We start from the raw sequence: 16,867 nt of genomic DNA, 5'->3' as shown, positions 1-16,867 counted from the left end.
TGCATGCATTTCATATCGGGCCGTTGTTTCATCACATCAGATCAAGCTCGCGCAGATCTTTCATTGCCTCAATGCGGTATAGCTTTTCAAACAACGGACCCAGCTTTTCTTCGGGCAGGAGAATGCCAGCGCAATCCTCGAATTTTTCCTTCAAAGCTTCACGGTCAAGCTGCATCTGCCAGCTTCCACGTGCATGTTCCACCGGTTCATGACGCAGCACTGTGCCATCTTTCAGGGTGATCCAGACGAGATCGAACGGTGCAAACGGTAGATCTTCGCCCGCTTCTTCTTCACTGACCGTCACCTCGACACGCTCCAGCATAGACTGCACGTCGCTGCGACTGACGAATTCATCTGTCAACTCCTTCAGTCCCACTCGTCGGGCCACGACAGCACTCGCCATTGCGAACTCCATCGAGAATTTGGCTGCCAGACCGGTCTGCGGACGGGCATTGCGCAACATGAGTTGCTGGGTCACACCTGTATGAACATTGATTTTCGCGATTTCGGATGGAGCAATATCGTTTTCATCAACAAGATCGAGCATGGCATCAATAGAACGATGGGTCGCATAGCATGTAGGATAGCGTTTAATATTGACGCCATAACGCGCAGCCATCGATTCCTCACCAATTTTGAACGCATCGGCGCTCAAAGTCGGAGCCCCTGACGGTGAAAACGATTGCAGGAAACCTACCCGGTGCTCAAGCGCATCAGTGCTACCGGTGTAGCCTGTCTTGGCAAGCCGCGCAGCCTGAATGCCTGATTGCGCCGTTCGTCCGGCATGCAACGACTTGGTCATCGAACCAAAGTTTGCAACCAAACCAGCCGCGAGCGAAGCAGCAATGGCCAACGCATGTGCGGTTTCTTCAGAAGAGAGCTTGTTGAGCCTAGCAGCACCAGCAGCACAGGCCAGCGTACCCATGACCGCGGTGGGATGGAACCCACGGTCATGTAAGCGTCCCGCCTCGAGTGCCGCCAGATGAGCCCATAATTCGTAACCGACGAGATAGGCTTCCAGCACCTCCTGGCCAGAGGATTGCAGCGCATGTCCTTCCGCCAAGATCATGGGTACCAGCACCGCACTGGGATGACCGGCAAGCGCCACATCATCAAAGTCCAGAACATGGGCCGCCACGCCATTGACGAGTGCGGCATCCGCCGCACCATATCGCTGGCCGTTGACGGCACCGGGTGCGTCATTGCTTCCACTGGCAGGCGTTGCAATCGTCGCGACGAGTTCGACCGCCGGTTCACGCGCGCCAGCAAGCATAGTGCCGACACAGTCCACGATACCGATGCGTGCGGCGTGAACCGCCTCTGCCGGAACATGAGCGAGGTCGAAATCCTTGATGAACTCCGCGGCCTTGATCGTGATGCTATCCATGATGGACCTCAATAGGACCGTGGGAGACCCAACATGTGCTGACCGACATAGGCCAGGATCATGTTGGTCGAGATCGGCGCAGTCTGATAAATGCGGCACTCACGCCACTTCCGTTCGATGCCGTATTCCACTGCATAACCGAAGCCGCCAAACGTCTGCAGCGCAGTATCAGCTGCTTTCCAGGTCGCCTCCGAGGCAAGCAGTTTGGCAATATTGGCTTCGCCACCACAGGGTTGGTGCGCGTCGAACAAGGCAGCAGCCTTACGGGCCATGAGATCGGCGGCTTCAAGTTCCGCATGGGCGCGAGCAATAGGGAATTGCACACCCTGATTGGCGCCAATTTCGCGATTGAAAACGCGACGTTCCTTGGCATATTCCACCGCGCGGCGGACCATATAGCGGCCATCGCCAACACATTCCGACGCAACGAGAATGCGTTCTGCATTCATGCCATCCAGAATGTAGCGGAAACCTTTGCCTTCCTCACCGATTAGTGCTGACGCCGGTACGCGTAGATTTTCGATGAAAACTTCCGTCGTGTTGTGGTTGATCAATGCGTTGATCGGACGAATGTCAACACCGTTTCCACGCGCTTCACGCAGATCGATCAGGAAAACCGAAATGCCGTCCGTTTTCTTGGCAACCTGATCAAGCGGCGTGGTGCGGGCTAGAAGCAGAAGGAGATCAGAATAAAGCGCGCGCGATGTCCAGACTTTCTGGCCGTTAATCACATAGTGATCACCGTCACGCACGGCACGGGTTTTGAGCTGCGTCGTGTCCGAACCAGTCGTCGGCTCTGTCACGCCAAAGGCCTGGAGGCGCAGCCGTCCCGCGGCAATCTCAGGCAGGTAAGTGCGCTTCTGCTCCTCAGAACCGTGGCGCAGCAATGTGCCCATGATATACATTTGCGCATGTGCAGGGCTCGCCTGACAGCCACAGGCATTGATTTCTTCCAAAATCACAGCCGCAGCGCGCAGTGGCAATCCAGCTCCGCCAAATTCTTCCGGGATGAGCGCCGCCAGAAAGCCTCCATCTGTCAATTCCTGTACAAATTCAGACGGGTATCCAGATTTTTCATCCAGCTTTGCCCAGTAATCGAGCGGATAGTTTTCACAAATTCGACGGATCGATTCACGCAGTTCCGGAAAGTCTTCGCCCAGTTCCATGGTAGCGACGGTATTGGTCATAGCGTAGTCTCACTTTGCGACTGAAAATGTTTTGGGAAGACCGGCGCGTGCTATCGCGCCGCTGTAGCGTTCTTCTTGGCCAAGCCACGCTTCGACAGCGCGGCGGATATCCAGCAGTGCATCAATGTCGACACCAGTAGAAAAACCCATGCTTTCAAGCATATAGGCTGTATCTTCCGTGTTGATGTTACCTGTTGCACCCGGTGCAAATGGACATCCGCCAAGCCCGGCCAGCGAACTGTCGAACGCACGGACGCCGGTTTCCAACGCGGCTGCCACATTGGCGAGGCCGAGGCCGCGCGTATCGTGGAAATGACAGATGATGCGGCGTCCATCTGCGATCTCGACAATCGGCGGCAGGATTTCGTGGACCTGCGCCGGATTGCCGTAACCGACCGTATCCGCCACGATCAGCTCGTCTGCCCCCATATCCGTCACACGGCGGGCAATCTCGAACACGCGTTCCGGCGCGACATAACCTTGCAGTGTGCACCCAAAACTGGTTGCCAGCCCACAGGCGAGCACCATATCGCGACCAGCCTCCGACTGTTTTAGCGCCACGATGCGCCCGAATTCCACGACCGCCTCTTCCGCAGAGCGACGGACATTGGCCTGACTATGGGCTTCAGAAACTGAAAGCACGTAGTTGATATGGCGAAAGCCAGCGGCAAGCGCCCGCTCGGCGCCTTTGAGATTGGGCACCAGTGCTGAACAGACCACGCCAGAAAAGTCAGGCAAGCTGGTAGCCAAAACGTCGGCATCAGCAAATTGCGGCACGATCTTCGGCGGTACAAAAGAAGTCAGTTCGATTTCGCGGACACCAGCCGCAATAAGCCGCCTTGCCCATTCGCGTTTGCGATCGGTCTCGAGAAAGCGTTTTGCCATCTGAATTCCGTCGCGAAGTCCCACTTCGCGCAAGGTCACATGCTCTGCCATGACCTAAACTCCCCTGAAGACAGGTGGGCGCTTTTCATTGAAAGCCCGCACGCCTTCGTGACGGTCCTCCGTCGACACCATGCGGTTGTAGCATTCGATCTCGAAAGCCAGACCGTCAGCCAGTGACATTTGCAAACCGCGATGAATAGACTGCTTGGCCTGGCGCACAGAAATAGGCGCGTTGCCCGCTATACGACGCGCAGTGGCAAGTGCTGCACCAAGAAGCTCGACCTGCGGGAACACACGATTGATAAGCCCCCACTCAAATGCCTCTTGCGCCGCAAAAGGCAGGCCAGTGAGGATAACTTCCTTGGCGCGTCGTTCTCCCATGGCGCGCGGCAGGTTCTGCGTACCACCCGCACCTGGCATGATGCCGAGCGTTACCTCGGTCAATGCGAAACGTGCATTTTCAGACGCATAGGCAAAATCAAGAGCTGCCGTAATCTCGCAGCCCCCACCATAGGCCGCACCATTGATTGCACCGATCAGCGGCACCGGACAGGCAATTATTGCGCGGAGCATGCGCTCAAACATTGCATGCTGGCGCAACCATTGCGCATCGGTCATGCCATTGCGTTCCTTCAGGTCACCGCCTGCGCAGAAGGCCTTTTCGCCGGAACCCGTCAGCACAATCGCGCGCACGCCTTCGGAAACGACCTGGAACCTCTCGAAAAGGTCCATCAGTTCCTCGCCCATCCGGGTGTTCATCGCATTGGCTGCTTGCGGCCTATTGAGCCGGACTAACAGCACATGGTCATCGATGCGCTCCAGTTCGAGCGTTTCATAAGTGCGTTCCATCAGCTTTCCTGTCGAATTGTCTGGTTGTGCGCTCCAAGTGTGGGCGCTGAACCGCCCGACGTTGGGCGAGCGTCATCAATGGTGAATGGGAGGCCGATCCACTTCTGCCCGTCAGCTTCCGTCACAATACCAACAGCCTCGGTCTGCGGATGGGTCCAGACCTTGTCGATGGTCAAAAGCGGGCAATTCGGCACACTGACAGCGTCGAGTTTTTCGCCGAGTTCGCTGACCGTGAGTTTAGCGACCGCGGCCGCGATCTGTGGTATCAACTCGTCGCGCAGCAACACTCTGTCGCGGTTCTGCGCAAACCTCTGATCTTTAGCCAGATGCTCCAGCCCCGGTAACGCCTGGCAGAGTTTTGCAAACAACCGGTCATTGCCCGCTGCGATCATCACCCAGCCGTCATCCGCCTCGAAGGCCTGATAAGGCACAATTTCAGCCAGGCCGGAACCATGAGGCTTGCGCACTTCGCCTGCAACCGCATGCGCGGCAAGCGGGATGGTCATCCAGGCAAGCCCAGTCTCAAACAGAGACGTTGCGATATGCGCGCCTTCGCCATTTTTATTGCGCTCAAGAAGGGCTGCCAACAGGCCGATGACGGTCCACATCCCCGACCCCATATCCACCAGCGACACACCGACGCGGACGGGAGGACGATCCGCTTCGCCGGTGATGGACATGATGCCAGAGGAAGCCTGCGCCAGCGGATCATAACCAAGCTTGCGCGACAGCGGGCCAGTTTTGCCAAAAGCGCCGATATCACACCAGATCATACCAGGCGCCTGCCGCCGCATCTCGTCGACATCAACACCGAATTTGGTGAGCAGACCAGGTCTCAGGTTCTGGATAACAGCATCAGCCCCAAGGATCAGCTTCTTGAGATGCGCACATTGTTCTGGGTCTGAAAAATCGAGTGTGAGACTTTCCTTTCCCCGGTTTAGAGCGTGAAATGCGGTGGCGTCTTCTTTGAAGAAGGGGGGCCCCCAACCGCGCGCATAATCCCCAGTGGAAGGGTTTTCAATCTTGATTACCCGTGCTCCCAACTCTGCCAGAATAAGGCCTGCATAGGGAGCGGCCACGCTGTGCCCCAGCTCGAGAACGGTAAGACCGTGAAGTGGTGCGGATTTACCCAAAATAATTCTCCTGTCGAATTTCGGAGACCAAACGGATCAGAGATATTCCTCCGCCAGTGCGGCGCCTCTGATTTCATTGGTCGTTCCCGAACGGCGGATGAGACCGCCGCGCATGATGTGTCCGCTATGCGCAAGTTTGAGTGCTGGCCGCGCCATCTGCTCGGTCATGAGCACTGCGATACCGTCCTCTTGCATCTGACGTACGGCGGTCGAAATCTGTTGGATCCAGACCGGGGCGAGACCCAGAAACGGCTCATCCAAAAGCAATAGTTTCGGGCCACCGCACATCGCTCTGGCAATCGCCACCAATTGCTGTTGGCCACCCGAAAGTTGACCTGCTGGCTGGGCCTGACGTTCAGCCAGAAAAGGGAAACTTGCCACAAGACGATCCCAGGCCTTCGACTGATCACGTGTGCCGAGCGAACCGGCACCTGCCAGCACGTTGTCCTTGACACTCATGGTTGGAAAAACGCGTCGTCCTTCGGGTGAGTAGCCAATACCTAGCCGGGCGCGCGCATCACTCGAAAGACCGGAAATATCACGGCCATCGAAACTGATCTGGCCACGAGCCGCTCTGACGAGCCCGATAACAGCATTGATCAGACTCGACTTCCCTGCGCCATTGGCCCCGATGAGAAGTACTGTCTGGCCGGCTTCGACTGCGATATCGACACCAGACAATGCGTGCGTGCCGCTATAGGTCACATGCAAATCACGAATGCTGAGCATCGTCTTCCTCCTCATCGCTGCCCCCAAGATAGGCATTGATTACATCCGGATTTGTCAGCACCGTTTCCGGCGGGCCTTCTGCGATGAGCTTGCCGCCATCGAGAACGATGACCGACGGACACAGACGCTTGATCAACTCCATATCGTGCTCAACCAGAAGCACACCGCAGCCGAAGGCTTCTTGAGCGAAACGCACATATGTATCGATGTTGGTGCGCTCGGATTTTTCCAACCCTGCCGCCGGTTCATCGAGCAGAAGCACCTTTGGCTGTGTTGCAAGTGCCATGGTGAGACCCAGCATCTTCTGAAGTCCGTAGGGAAGAATTTCCGCACTGCGCGTCCAGTTTTCGACGAGACCAAACTGATCAAGCAGCGGAGACAGCTGTTCGAGTGCCGACCGCCCTCTCTTTGAAAAGCGGAGCGCCGAAAGAAGATTGTCCTCGACGGTGTAGCCATTGAAGGTTGCGGTCTGCTGGAAGCTGCGCACCAGACCTCGACCAGCATTCTCATAGACAGGCTTGCCGTCGATCTGCGTGTCGCCAAGAAGAACACGGCCCGAGCTTGGCTTTAGCCGACCCGAGATGATGTTGATCATCGTGGTCTTGCCGGCACCGTTTGGTCCAATGACACCGAGAAGTCCGCCGGCTGGCAAGGTGAAACTGACATCGGTGAAGACCTTCAGTCCGCCGAATGCCTTGGAGATGCGATCCGCTTTCAGGGCATTTGTTGAAGTCTGGTTCATCGACCATTCTCCCCAATAGCAAGATTGCCTTCATGCACCGCCGCTTTGGTCCGATCTTTCCCAACTGAGCCACTATCTGTACCGCGCAGACGCTTGATGAGCGTGATTGCGATACCGACCAGACCGCCGCGCGCCACAAGCGTCACAACAATGATCAGCACACCGAAGAGACCAGGTGACAATTCACCGGAAAGTGCGAAGTAATTGGTCGCCGAGACCAGAACAATTGCACCCACAAGCGAGCCCAGAATGGTCCGCTTTCCACCAACGATCGCGTAGGTGATGTAGGTGATTGATGACATCGGAGCGAAGGACGTGGGATGGGCGGTCAAAAGCATGTTGACGAGCGCAAAGCCTGCGAAGCCCGACACGCCAGCTGCGACGCAGAACGCCATCGCCTTATATTTCCAGACCGGGAGGCCGAGGCTTTCCGCCAGCACATCGTTGGTCTCAATGGCCGCAAATTCGTAGCGATACCAACGTGTGAAGGCGGCAGTGATCAGGAAACCGGCGAAGGCGAGTGCGCAGGTGGTGAGTACAACGTGGGAATTGTCCCACAGGTCCATACCGAACAACGTCACTGGCGGCATGCCGACAAGTCCGTTTGCTCCACCCGTCAACGGCTCAGCTTCAAACAGCAGGAGTTGGACGATTTCGGTCAGCACAAAAGTGACCAGCACGAAATACACCCCCTTCAATCGCAATATCAACGAGCCGAGCGGAATTGCACAGAGCACCGGCACGAGAAAGGCCGCTGCCGAGAGGACAAAAATGTCGGTAATGCCAAGCCTCAGGCTCAATATGGCAACGGTATAGCCACCGACAGCCATGAAAGCAGGAACGGCGAAGCTCATCAGATCGAGCCGTTGCATAATATAGACGCCGAGTGCCGCCGTTGCCGCGATCAGGATCAAATTGGTCTGAGACAAGACCTGCGGATTGGTGCTGACAAGTGGCACAATGAAGGACAGAAGCACCAGGCCGAGTGTGATCCAATCAGGGATACTGAAGAATGGCTGACGTCGAATGGTGATGTCTGAGGAAATGGTGGTGCGGCTCATGAACGGCGGACCTCCTTGCCGAAAAGTCCCTGTGGGCGAACCACAAGCGTCACCATGACGATTGCAAAAAGCGTGAGCGCACCTTTGGATCCGCCGAGATAGACGGCAGCATAAGCTTCAACCATACCGACAATGAAGGCTGCGACGGTGGCACCGGTGACACTCCCAAGGCCACCCAGAATGACGGTAATGAACGAATAAGCGAGCGTCGCATCTCCAACATGCGGGGCGAGTGACAGGATTGGCGTGACCAGCGCACCCGTCACCCCGGCAAGCCCGGTGGCGAGAGCAAATGCAAAAGGAAAGAGCGCCTTGGTCCGCATGCCGAGCGCGCTTGCTACCGCGCGGTCTTCGGCCATTGCACGCATGCCACGCCCGACATTGGTGCGATAGATCAGCCAATAGACCAATGCGATAGCCACGAGACACGCGGCGAGCACGATCATATTAGCATAGGGAAAATAGATGCCACCAAAACGCCAGACCCCGGTTACAGGGAATGAGAATTGCGGCGATTCAGCCCCGAAAATTACCAGGATCGCTGTGGCCAGGACGAGATAGAAGCCCATCGTGACCATCAATGTCGCCTGATGATCTTCAATCACTCTTTCAAGAATGATTGCCTCGAACAGCCAACCGAGCACTGCCGTCGCCACAAGGGCTATCAACACCGCCACAGGATAAGGCAATCCGAGCATTGTAGTGCAGTAATAGGCGACGTAGCCGCCCATTACATAGAAGCCGCCGTGAGCGAAATTCACCACGCCGAGGATCCCGAAAATCAGTGTGAACCCAAGCGCAAGCAAAGTATATTGTGAGCCGAGACTGATACCAATCAGCCCCGTCGTGATGAAGCTTTCCATGATACGGTGCCTTACTTTTCGCTGACTGCTTCCGCGCGCAGCAGAGGCTGCTTCTTGCCATCCTGAACGATGCCGATAGCGAACGGATAAGACATTTCCTGATTGATGCCGAAGAAGGACTGACCGATCCAATGACCCTTGCCAATGTTCTCGTCTTCCACGGAAAGCTTGCGCATTTCGGCGGCGATCTTCTCGGAATCGTCGACAGTGCCGGCAGCTTGCGCAGCTTTAATCATCATGCGAGCGGCAAAGACCCATCGGAAGAAGTCGCTATTTTCCGGGCGTGGTGAACCCATCAGCTTCTTGTACTTGTCTTCCAAAGCTTGCGTGTTTTCGTCCATATAGATTGGCTCGTACCAGAGGAAATCCTTCAGCACGTCGACGCCACCGGCCACACGGGCAATTTCATCAAAACCAGGACCACCCAGACGGAAAATGGGTCCCTCGAAGCCAGCCTGACGCAATTGTTTTACGATGATGCCAGCATCGCCCGCTGGCGATGAAGCGAGATCCAGAGCCCCAGGATTTGCGCTCATTATACGCGTGACGATCGGCGCAAAATTGCTGGTTCCGCGCTGGTAGTATTCTTCGGAGACATTAACACCCTTCTCCTTGAATATCTGTGCATTCACGCCAGCAACATCGGTACCACCCTGATCGTTCGGAGCCACAATCGCTACGCTGTCGAACTTGAAACGCTCGCGACCAGCATCAATGATCGGACCGGCCCAACCAGACGGTCCGGGACCGATATGGAATATGCTCGGCCATTGAGGACCAATTGCGTTCTTGGCGAAACTATCAACCATAGCAACCATGCGATTGCGTGCTGCAACAGGCTTCATACCGGTCACTTCCGGCGAGCCGACACTACCGACAATGACCTTGATACCCTGAGCGGCAAGCTGGTTCATCGCCGACGCCGCACCTTCGGCGGTATATTTGGAGTCAATCACGACAGTGGAAACCGAACATGGAGTTCCATCAATAACCAGACGCTTTTCGTCAGTTGTTTCCTTGGCGACAAAGTTGACGGCGTCGCGCAAAGCAATGCCCCATTGGGCTGCCGGACCCGACAACACAGCTGGGGTACCGATCTTGAGTTCACAGGCAGCAGACGCCACGCTCGTATACGCTGCAGACGCAAGTAGAACGCCGCCCAAGAGGCGACCAAGACGCAATGACATATTTTCTCCTCCCATTGTGTAGCCGCATCGTCGCTTCGCTTGTTACCAACGCGAAGTCTCCTCCTGATTGCCAGCTACCTCGTGACCATAGCTGCGAGGGAAACACCTGTCAATAAAACGTTTCATTGAAAAATTTCTCAATTTCTTCCGATTATCGGATTGGAATTTAACGTTATTTATCAATATTTTATTTGAAATCTAAGTCGAGAAGCCTTGGCGCTTCACTGCAATCTCCAGGAAAAAATCGGCGGATTGCCATAGAAATATGAATCGTTTTTTTATTCACTCAATACGCGGTGAATGCGCCTTGAGTACCCCCACCCGAGCCGAATCGCGCAAGCGGATCGGAACACTTTCCGAGAGATAAACAGGCCAGCAATAAGAATGGATATATGAAGCGAGCATTGCAGCGCTGCGGCGCTAGGCAAAATTAGTATCGAAATCACATGGTAAAATCGCACGCTCTTGACCGGCGTTTTACACGCTTTAAGAACGCATTTATTTTAAATTATCTTGGTATCGCGGCAATCGACGGCGATACAGAATACCGCCGTCGTTCGAGGCCTAGAACGCACTATACTACTTGATACCCGCGCGCATAAAGCTCTGAACGAACTGGCGCTGAAAAAGCAAAAAACCGATCAGCAAAGGCGCTGACGTCATCAATGCAGCAGCCGAGATAATACTCCACTGCACACCCTGATCCGGTGATGAAAACACCTGCAGCCCAACCGTCAGAGGACGGGTGGAAACGGAATTGGTAATGACCAGCGGCCAGAGCAGGTTGTTCCAGTGATAGCTGACCGATACGAGACCGTAGGCCACATAGATGGGCTTGGCCAACGGCACGTAGACCTTGAGAAGCGTGGTGAGTGCCCCCGCCCCTTCGACACGCGCTGCGTCGTCCAGTTCCTTCGGCACAGTGAGGAAGGTCTGGCGTAGAAGGAAAATACCAAAGGCCGACGCCATATAAGGCAGCCCCATAGCCACAACTGTATCCACCAGACCCAACTTCGCAATGGTGCGGTAGTTTTCGACCAGCAGCACTTCCGGCATGATCATCAGCTGTACCAACACCAGCATAAAGACAATCGTTTTGCCGCGGAATTCATAGCGAGCAAAAGCATAGGCCGCCAGCGTGCAGATGATGAACTGGCTGATCAGTATCGTGGTAATCAGCAGGAATGTGTTGAGGAAGTAGCGTCCGAAAGGCGCGGCATTCCACGCATTGCTGAAGTTCTCCAGTGTCACCGGAGCGAAGAGATCAAACCGAGCTTCATATTGCGCTGGATGAAACGCCATCCACACGGCATAGAGCAAAGGCAGTATCCAGAGCAACCCCAGCAGATAACACCCAACGGTTTCAAGGCCCCGCCAAAACGAGAATTCGCGTGGCTGATGCGGTAATGTCATTGCACTCATTTGTAATGCACCTTGCGGTCAAGAACCCCGAACTGGACGAAGGCGATAAGAGCAAGCGCCAGCAACAGCACAACCGTCAAAGCCGATGCGTAGGCCGTATCCCAGAAACGGAATGCAACATTGTAAACATAGTAGAGCAGCAGAGTGCTGGCATTGTCCGGCCCGCCACGGGTCATGACAATCACATGGTCGATCAGGCGGAACGCATTGATCACCGCATTGATCAGCACAAACAGAGTGGTTGGCATCAATAGTGGAAACGTCACACGGCGGAAGAAGTACCAGCGTCCCGTGCCTTCAAGCGCTGCCGCTTCGGACAGGCTCGGGCTGATCTGCTGTAATGCCGCCAGATAGAAGATCATGAAGAAACCGGCTTCCTTCCAGATAGCCAACACCATCAGACTGCCAAGCACGGTATCGGGATTACCCAGCCAGTTGGTTTCATGGAAACCGAACAGGCCCAGAAACTGATCGATCAAACCATAGCCCGGCGTGTAGAAAAACAGCCAGATATTGGCAACTGCAATCATCGGCAGCACGGTCGGCATGAAGAACGACATCCGCATCAACGAGCGACCGCGAATGGACGAATTCACGATGATCGCCATCAGCATGGCCAATGCTATGGATGCAGGTACAGTGCCGAGCGCGTAGATAGCGTTATTCTTGAGGGCCGCCCAGAAAACCGGGTCGCTTATCATTGTCGTATAATGATCAACGCCGACAAAGCGAGGCGGACGCTTGCCGCGCGGCGTCTGGTAGAAGCTGTTGATGAACGTCATGACGGCTGGAATATGCGTAAACACTGCCAACAAGACAGTGGCCGGCAACAGCAGAAGCCATGGTGTTATCTGGTTTTTCGCCTGGTTCACGCGAGTTCTCCAGCCTTCTTGCGATGATGCGAACCGGCTCTGCCGGGCACACGCCGCATTGTCATTCTTGCGCGATAAAGAGCTTCGTATGGACGAGCCGTACGAAGCTCTGATGCCAACCTATCACTGGTAGGGCTTGAGGATACGTTCGGCCTCGGCCTGCGCATCGTCGAGAGCTTGTTTAACGCTCTTGTTACCCGTCAGCGACGCCTCGATCGCATCGTCGATCACGCGTGCGACACGCTGATTTTCATAGGTTGAAAGTTCCGGCACCATGTAAGGAATCTGGTCATGCGGCACCTTTGCGCCGGGGAATTCCTCAACATATTTCTTCATGGCTTCCGTTTGCCAAGCATCATCACGGGCGGCGATATAGCCGGTCTTGATGCTCCATTCGGCAGCCTGATCCGCAGAGGAGAGCCATTTCACGAACTGGAATGCCGCCTCCTGCTTTGCCTTATCTTCAACGTTGAAAATATACGCATTGCCGCCGCTGGTCGGTGCACCATAGGCTTTGTTTTTCGGCAGGATCTGCACGCCGAACGGGAAAGGCGCATTGGTTTTCACATTGGTGAGATTGCCGCTGGTGGTGGTGATCATAGCGGCGCGACCTTCGAAGAAGTCCTTCGGATTGGTCGCCCATTCGATTACGCCGGGCTTCATCACCTTATGCTTATGGGCTAGATCGACCCAATATTGCATCGCCTCGACAACTTCAGGCGCGTTGAAATAAGTGGTTTTCCCATCCGGCTCGGCAAGCTTGCCGCCATTCTGCGCAACATATCCCTGCAACAACCAGTAGGAGGTCAGCGACGACGGCACCTGCATGCCCCAGCGCGCGACGCTTCCATCAGCAGAGCGCTTGGTCAACTTTGTTGCGAAGTCGACAACTTCTTTCCAGTCCTGTGGGCCTTTTTCTGGATCAAGACCAACTTCCTTGAAGGCATCCTTGTTCCAGAAGAAAACGGTGGTGCCGCGTTGGAACGGCACGCCCCATGTTTTGTCTTCGCTCTTGCTGTTGACCATGAAAACCGGCGTGAAACCTGCAAGCCATGCCTTGTCATCGTCGGTCTTGGCCAGCTCCTCATAGGGAACGATGGCATCTTCATCGATCAACGTGAACATGTCGGTCGAGAGCATGACCGCGACTTCAGGTGCCTGACCGGATTTGAAAGCCGTCAACGATTTGCTCAGGGTTTCCGGATAGGTGCCGGAGTAGATCGGCTTTACCTTGATATCCGGATGTTGCCCTTCAAAACGGGTGATCAGATCATCCACGATTTTGGTAACCGGACCGCCGATTGCGACCGGATAGTAGAAGCTGATTTCGACGGGATCTGCCTGGGCTGCTCCCCAACCGCCCGCTACGGCCAGCATAGCAGATGTGGCCAAGAGCGTTACAGATCGTTTTACCTGCAAATTCATTGTTCTCTCCTCCCAAGGGATGATCGTTCCCCGATCATTTTCTGGTTAAACGGCTAATGCCGTGCGCTCGACGCGATGTCCTTCCGCTTCATCGAACACATGCACCGCGGACGGTGCCCATGTCAGACCGACGGTATCGCCGCGATTGAGGCGACGAATGCCTTCAATGCGCACTTGCAAAGACTGATCGCCCACGCGGCATTCGAGAATGCTGTCCGCACCGTGATATTCGATGGCTTCGATAGAGGCTTTTACGCGCCCCTCCTCCGCCACACGGATTTCCTCGGGACGCAATCCCAGTACAAGTCCCCGGGCAGGATCGCTCAAAATCGCCGGTCCATTTGGGGCGCCGCTGATAGCGGCCTTGCCGTCATAATCGGCCATACGGATGATGTTCATTGGTGGTGTCCCGATAAAACGGGCAACGAACGTGGTGGCGGGCTCCAGATAGAGTTCGGAAGGCTTTGCCTTCTGCTCAATCTTCCCACCCTTCATCAGAATAACCTGATCGGCAAGGCTCATGGCCTCGATCTGATCATGAGTCACGTAAACCATGGTCATACCGAGTTGCTGCTGCAAGTTACGGATTTCCTTGCGCATATCGTGGCGCAGCTGCGCATCGAGATTTGAAAGCGGTTCGTCCATCAAGCACACGGAAGCTTCTGCGACGATGGCGCGCCCCAGAGCAACACGCTGCTGCTGACCGCCAGAAAGCTGCGACGGGCGCCGATCCAGCAGATGCGACAGACCCAGAATATCGGCAGCGCGCTTCAAACGCTGGTCACGCTCACCGGCAGACACTTTGCGCACACGCAGGCCGAAAATAATGTTCTCTGCAACGGTTAAATGAGGAAACAGGGCATAGGACTGGAACACCATCGCCAGGCCCCGCTTCGCGGGCGGCGCGTTGGTGACGTCTTTGCCACCGATGATGATCTGGCCCGAGGTCACAGAATCCAGCCCGGCGATCAGACGCAGAGAGGTGGATTTACCGCAACCCGAAGGCCCAAGCAGCACAGTCAGCGTGCCGGGCTCAACGGTAAAGTTCACATCATTGACCGCGTGGAATGTCGTCCACTTCTTGTTGAGATTGACAATCTCAATTCCCGACATTCACGTCCCCTCCCAATGCTTATATCTGACTTTGAAACCGCATCGGCGCAAAGACAGTTCCCGACTGGCAACTCTTTGGGACAAACCCAAGGAACCAGTCTCCATCCGCAAAAAAATTATTGAACTTTTTATTCACAGTCAATACTTTTGTACAAAATGAGTTTCTTTGTATTGGGACTCATTCATCATGGGAGCGAACATGTCCAGATTCAGCATATTACAAATTTCAGATACTCACCTTTCGCCGCGAACCGACCATTTCCGCGAGAACAATCGCCTGCTCGCCGAACCACTGGCGGAATCAAATCATGACTTCATCATCCATACGGGCGATGTGACCCTGGACGGGATTCGTTATGACGAGGATTATGCGTTATGCCGGGATTTCTTTAAGGAATCCGGCAAAACTATCCATTTTCTTGCGGGCAATCATGACGTTGGCGACAATCCAAACCTTTCCAAGCCGGAAAGTGAAAATGGCAGCGCCATCAATGCCGCGCGCTATGCGAGATTTGCAGATTATTTTGGCGCCGACCGCTGGATAATCGATCAAGGCAATTGGCGAATCATTGGTATAAGCTCGATGCTGATCGGTTCCAGCCTGCCGCAGGAAGCCGAACAATATGACTGGATAGACCAACAGATCGCGTCATCTGGTGACCGTTACCTCGCCGTATTCTCCCACCAGCCGATTTACATCGATAATACGGACAGCCCCGAGCTGACCTATTGGACTGTCGATCCAAAGGGTTGGGGTCGCCTTGAGGGCCTGATCAACCACCCAAAGCTGCGTCTAATCGCCAGCGGCCACCTGCATCAGCAGCGCTCATCCAAGCGCGGCAATGTGCATCTGGAATGGTGCTCATCGATTGCGTTTACAACAACGGAAGAGCTTGTTCCGGAAATGGGTGGCACTCGCGAGGTCGGCTATATGGAACATCACTTTTCTGATGATGGTCACGTTGAAAGCAAGGTGCTGAAGCACGACGGTTTCGCCAATGATCACCTCGAAGACATGATCAAGGTGGTTTACCCACTGATCGGTGGCTAAGCTCTTAAAAGGCCAGAAACAGGCCGTTTTTTAAACAAACACACCCCCGTTGGCAGAGGCTAACGGGGGTGTGTTTTTACGCGCCACAGATATCAAGCAGGCTTGTGTCCGGTCACCGATGCCGGCACTTTCGAATGGCCAAACCAGTTGGGGTTGGTCACGCTGGCCTTGCCTGCGTCAATCAACGCATTCTCATCGTTGCCGTTGGATTTGTAATCACGATCCGCTAATGGCTGGATGCGAACTGAATTCTCCGTTTCTTCGAAAAGATTCACATATTTCAGATTCTTGTCGCGGCCGATTTCAGCCATTTCCAATGCGGCGGGCAGTTTGCGCGGCAGATTGACGTTCAGCCAGTGACCGTCATGTGCCCAATCATTTCTGGTTTCCCAGAAATTGCGAATATGACTGGCGAGCCACGCCAGAGCATCTGCATCGAACGCTTCACAATCACGCGGCGCGGAAAAAGCAACCGAAGCAATGCCGTTCAGCGCACCTTCGCGGGCAACCGCCATTGTCCCGGAATAGGACACATCCTCGGCCACATTGCGCCCGGCATTGATGCCCGACAAAACGAGATCTGGCATTTGCTGATCACGGAATACCCAATGAATCGCAGCGATTACGCAATCCACCGGCGTACCCGTGCAGGCGTAACGCTTGTCTGCAAGCTTGTTGACCGAAAACCCAGCCGTGAGAGAGACACAATGACCGTTTGCACTGCGATTTCCATCCGGTGCGATGATCCACACATCGTCACTCAAAAGACGCGCGGCTTTCTCAAGCACCGCAATGCCGGGAGCATCAATACCGTCGTCGTTTGAAATCAGAATTCGCATTTCCCACCTCTTGAAAACTCCTCTCCCAGCAGGAGAGTCTCCGCAATTCATGTGGCAACATATGATTTATTTGTACATTCTTTGCAATCATAATATTTTTGTTCATTTGTGTTTTCAAACAA

The 16,867-nt window shown here is 54.8% G+C and carries 16 protein-coding genes; 1 reads left to right on the top strand and 15 read right to left on the bottom strand.

What is annotated here, in order from left to right; translation table 11 throughout:
* Positions 1-31: 31 nt before the first annotated feature.
* From ACTJKP_RS13040 to ACTJKP_RS12975, 14 genes are all read right to left on the bottom strand, one after another.
* The gene (locus tag ACTJKP_RS13040; protein ID WP_440630958.1) at positions 32-1,387 is read right to left on the bottom strand and encodes an MmgE/PrpD family protein; all 1,356 of its coding nucleotides are present in this window, start codon (positions 1,385-1,387) and stop codon (positions 32-34) included.
* 8 nt (positions 1,388-1,395) lie between these two features.
* Positions 1,396-2,574 (bottom strand): acyl-CoA dehydrogenase family protein, encoded by a 1,179-nt coding sequence (locus ACTJKP_RS13035; RefSeq protein WP_100648510.1) that lies wholly within the window; start codon positions 2,572-2,574, stop codon positions 1,396-1,398.
* Positions 2,575-2,583: 9 nt separating this feature from the next.
* Positions 2,584-3,510 carry a hydroxymethylglutaryl-CoA lyase gene (locus ACTJKP_RS13030; protein ID WP_440630957.1) on the bottom strand — a complete coding sequence of 309 codons (927 nt, stop codon included), beginning with the start codon at positions 3,508-3,510 and terminating at the stop codon, positions 2,584-2,586.
* A gap of 3 nt (positions 3,511-3,513) precedes the next feature.
* Complete coding sequence (locus ACTJKP_RS13025) at positions 3,514-4,308, bottom strand: enoyl-CoA hydratase/isomerase family protein (RefSeq protein ID WP_440630956.1); 795 nt, start codon at positions 4,306-4,308, stop codon at positions 3,514-3,516.
* Positions 4,308-5,441: a CaiB/BaiF CoA transferase family protein gene (locus ACTJKP_RS13020; protein WP_078339092.1), complete on the bottom strand. Its 1,134-nt coding sequence runs from the start codon at positions 5,439-5,441 to the stop codon at positions 4,308-4,310. Before ACTJKP_RS13020 ends, ACTJKP_RS13025 begins: the two co-directional genes overlap by 1 nt.
* Positions 5,442-5,477: 36 nt before the next feature.
* On the bottom strand, positions 5,478-6,170 hold the full coding sequence (locus ACTJKP_RS13015; RefSeq protein WP_078339093.1) for an ABC transporter ATP-binding protein: 693 nt from the start codon (positions 6,168-6,170) through the stop codon (positions 5,478-5,480).
* A complete protein-coding gene (locus ACTJKP_RS13010; RefSeq protein ID WP_440630955.1) occupies positions 6,154-6,912 on the bottom strand; it encodes an ABC transporter ATP-binding protein in 759 nt (252 codons plus the stop codon). Before ACTJKP_RS13010 ends, ACTJKP_RS13015 begins: the two co-directional genes overlap by 17 nt.
* Positions 6,909-7,973 (bottom strand): branched-chain amino acid ABC transporter permease, encoded by a 1,065-nt coding sequence (locus ACTJKP_RS13005; RefSeq protein WP_078339095.1) that lies wholly within the window; start codon positions 7,971-7,973, stop codon positions 6,909-6,911. Before ACTJKP_RS13005 ends, ACTJKP_RS13010 begins: the two co-directional genes overlap by 4 nt.
* A complete protein-coding gene (locus ACTJKP_RS13000) occupies positions 7,970-8,836 on the bottom strand; it encodes a branched-chain amino acid ABC transporter permease (RefSeq protein ID WP_078339096.1) in 867 nt (288 codons plus the stop codon). Before ACTJKP_RS13000 ends, ACTJKP_RS13005 begins: the two co-directional genes overlap by 4 nt.
* Before the next feature lie 11 nt (positions 8,837-8,847).
* Positions 8,848-10,023, bottom strand: a complete 1,176-nt coding sequence (locus tag ACTJKP_RS12995; RefSeq protein WP_440630954.1) for an ABC transporter substrate-binding protein — start codon at positions 10,021-10,023, stop codon at positions 8,848-8,850.
* Between the two features lie 579 nt (positions 10,024-10,602).
* Positions 10,603-11,445, bottom strand: a complete 843-nt coding sequence (locus ACTJKP_RS12990) for a carbohydrate ABC transporter permease (RefSeq protein WP_078339098.1) — start codon at positions 11,443-11,445, stop codon at positions 10,603-10,605.
* Positions 11,442-12,317: a carbohydrate ABC transporter permease gene (locus ACTJKP_RS12985; protein ID WP_006469828.1), complete on the bottom strand. Its 876-nt coding sequence runs from the start codon at positions 12,315-12,317 to the stop codon at positions 11,442-11,444. Before ACTJKP_RS12985 ends, ACTJKP_RS12990 begins: the two co-directional genes overlap by 4 nt.
* A gap of 123 nt (positions 12,318-12,440) precedes the next feature.
* A complete protein-coding gene (locus ACTJKP_RS12980; RefSeq protein WP_440630953.1) occupies positions 12,441-13,742 on the bottom strand; it encodes an ABC transporter substrate-binding protein in 1,302 nt (433 codons plus the stop codon).
* Between the two features lie 45 nt (positions 13,743-13,787).
* Positions 13,788-14,855: an ABC transporter ATP-binding protein gene (locus tag ACTJKP_RS12975; protein ID WP_440630952.1), complete on the bottom strand. Its 1,068-nt coding sequence runs from the start codon at positions 14,853-14,855 to the stop codon at positions 13,788-13,790.
* 199 nt (positions 14,856-15,054) lie between these two features.
* On the opposite strand from ACTJKP_RS12975, the gene ACTJKP_RS12970 reads away from it, so the two are divergent.
* Positions 15,055-15,906: a metallophosphoesterase family protein gene (locus tag ACTJKP_RS12970; RefSeq protein ID WP_440630951.1), complete on the top strand. Its 852-nt coding sequence runs from the start codon at positions 15,055-15,057 to the stop codon at positions 15,904-15,906.
* 92 nt (positions 15,907-15,998) lie between these two features.
* Here ACTJKP_RS12970 and surE read toward each other — a convergent pair whose 3' ends face one another.
* Positions 15,999-16,745, bottom strand: coding sequence for a 5'/3'-nucleotidase SurE (gene surE, locus ACTJKP_RS12965; RefSeq protein WP_440630950.1), 747 nt, complete (start codon positions 16,743-16,745; stop codon positions 15,999-16,001).
* Positions 16,746-16,867 lie beyond the last annotated feature (122 nt).

Origin of the sequence: Brucella sp. 22210 (assembly GCF_052045675.1) — a bacterium.
Taxonomy (GTDB): Bacteria; Pseudomonadota; Alphaproteobacteria; order Rhizobiales; family Rhizobiaceae; genus Brucella.
This window is presented reverse-complemented; position numbering and strand designations above follow the sequence as displayed.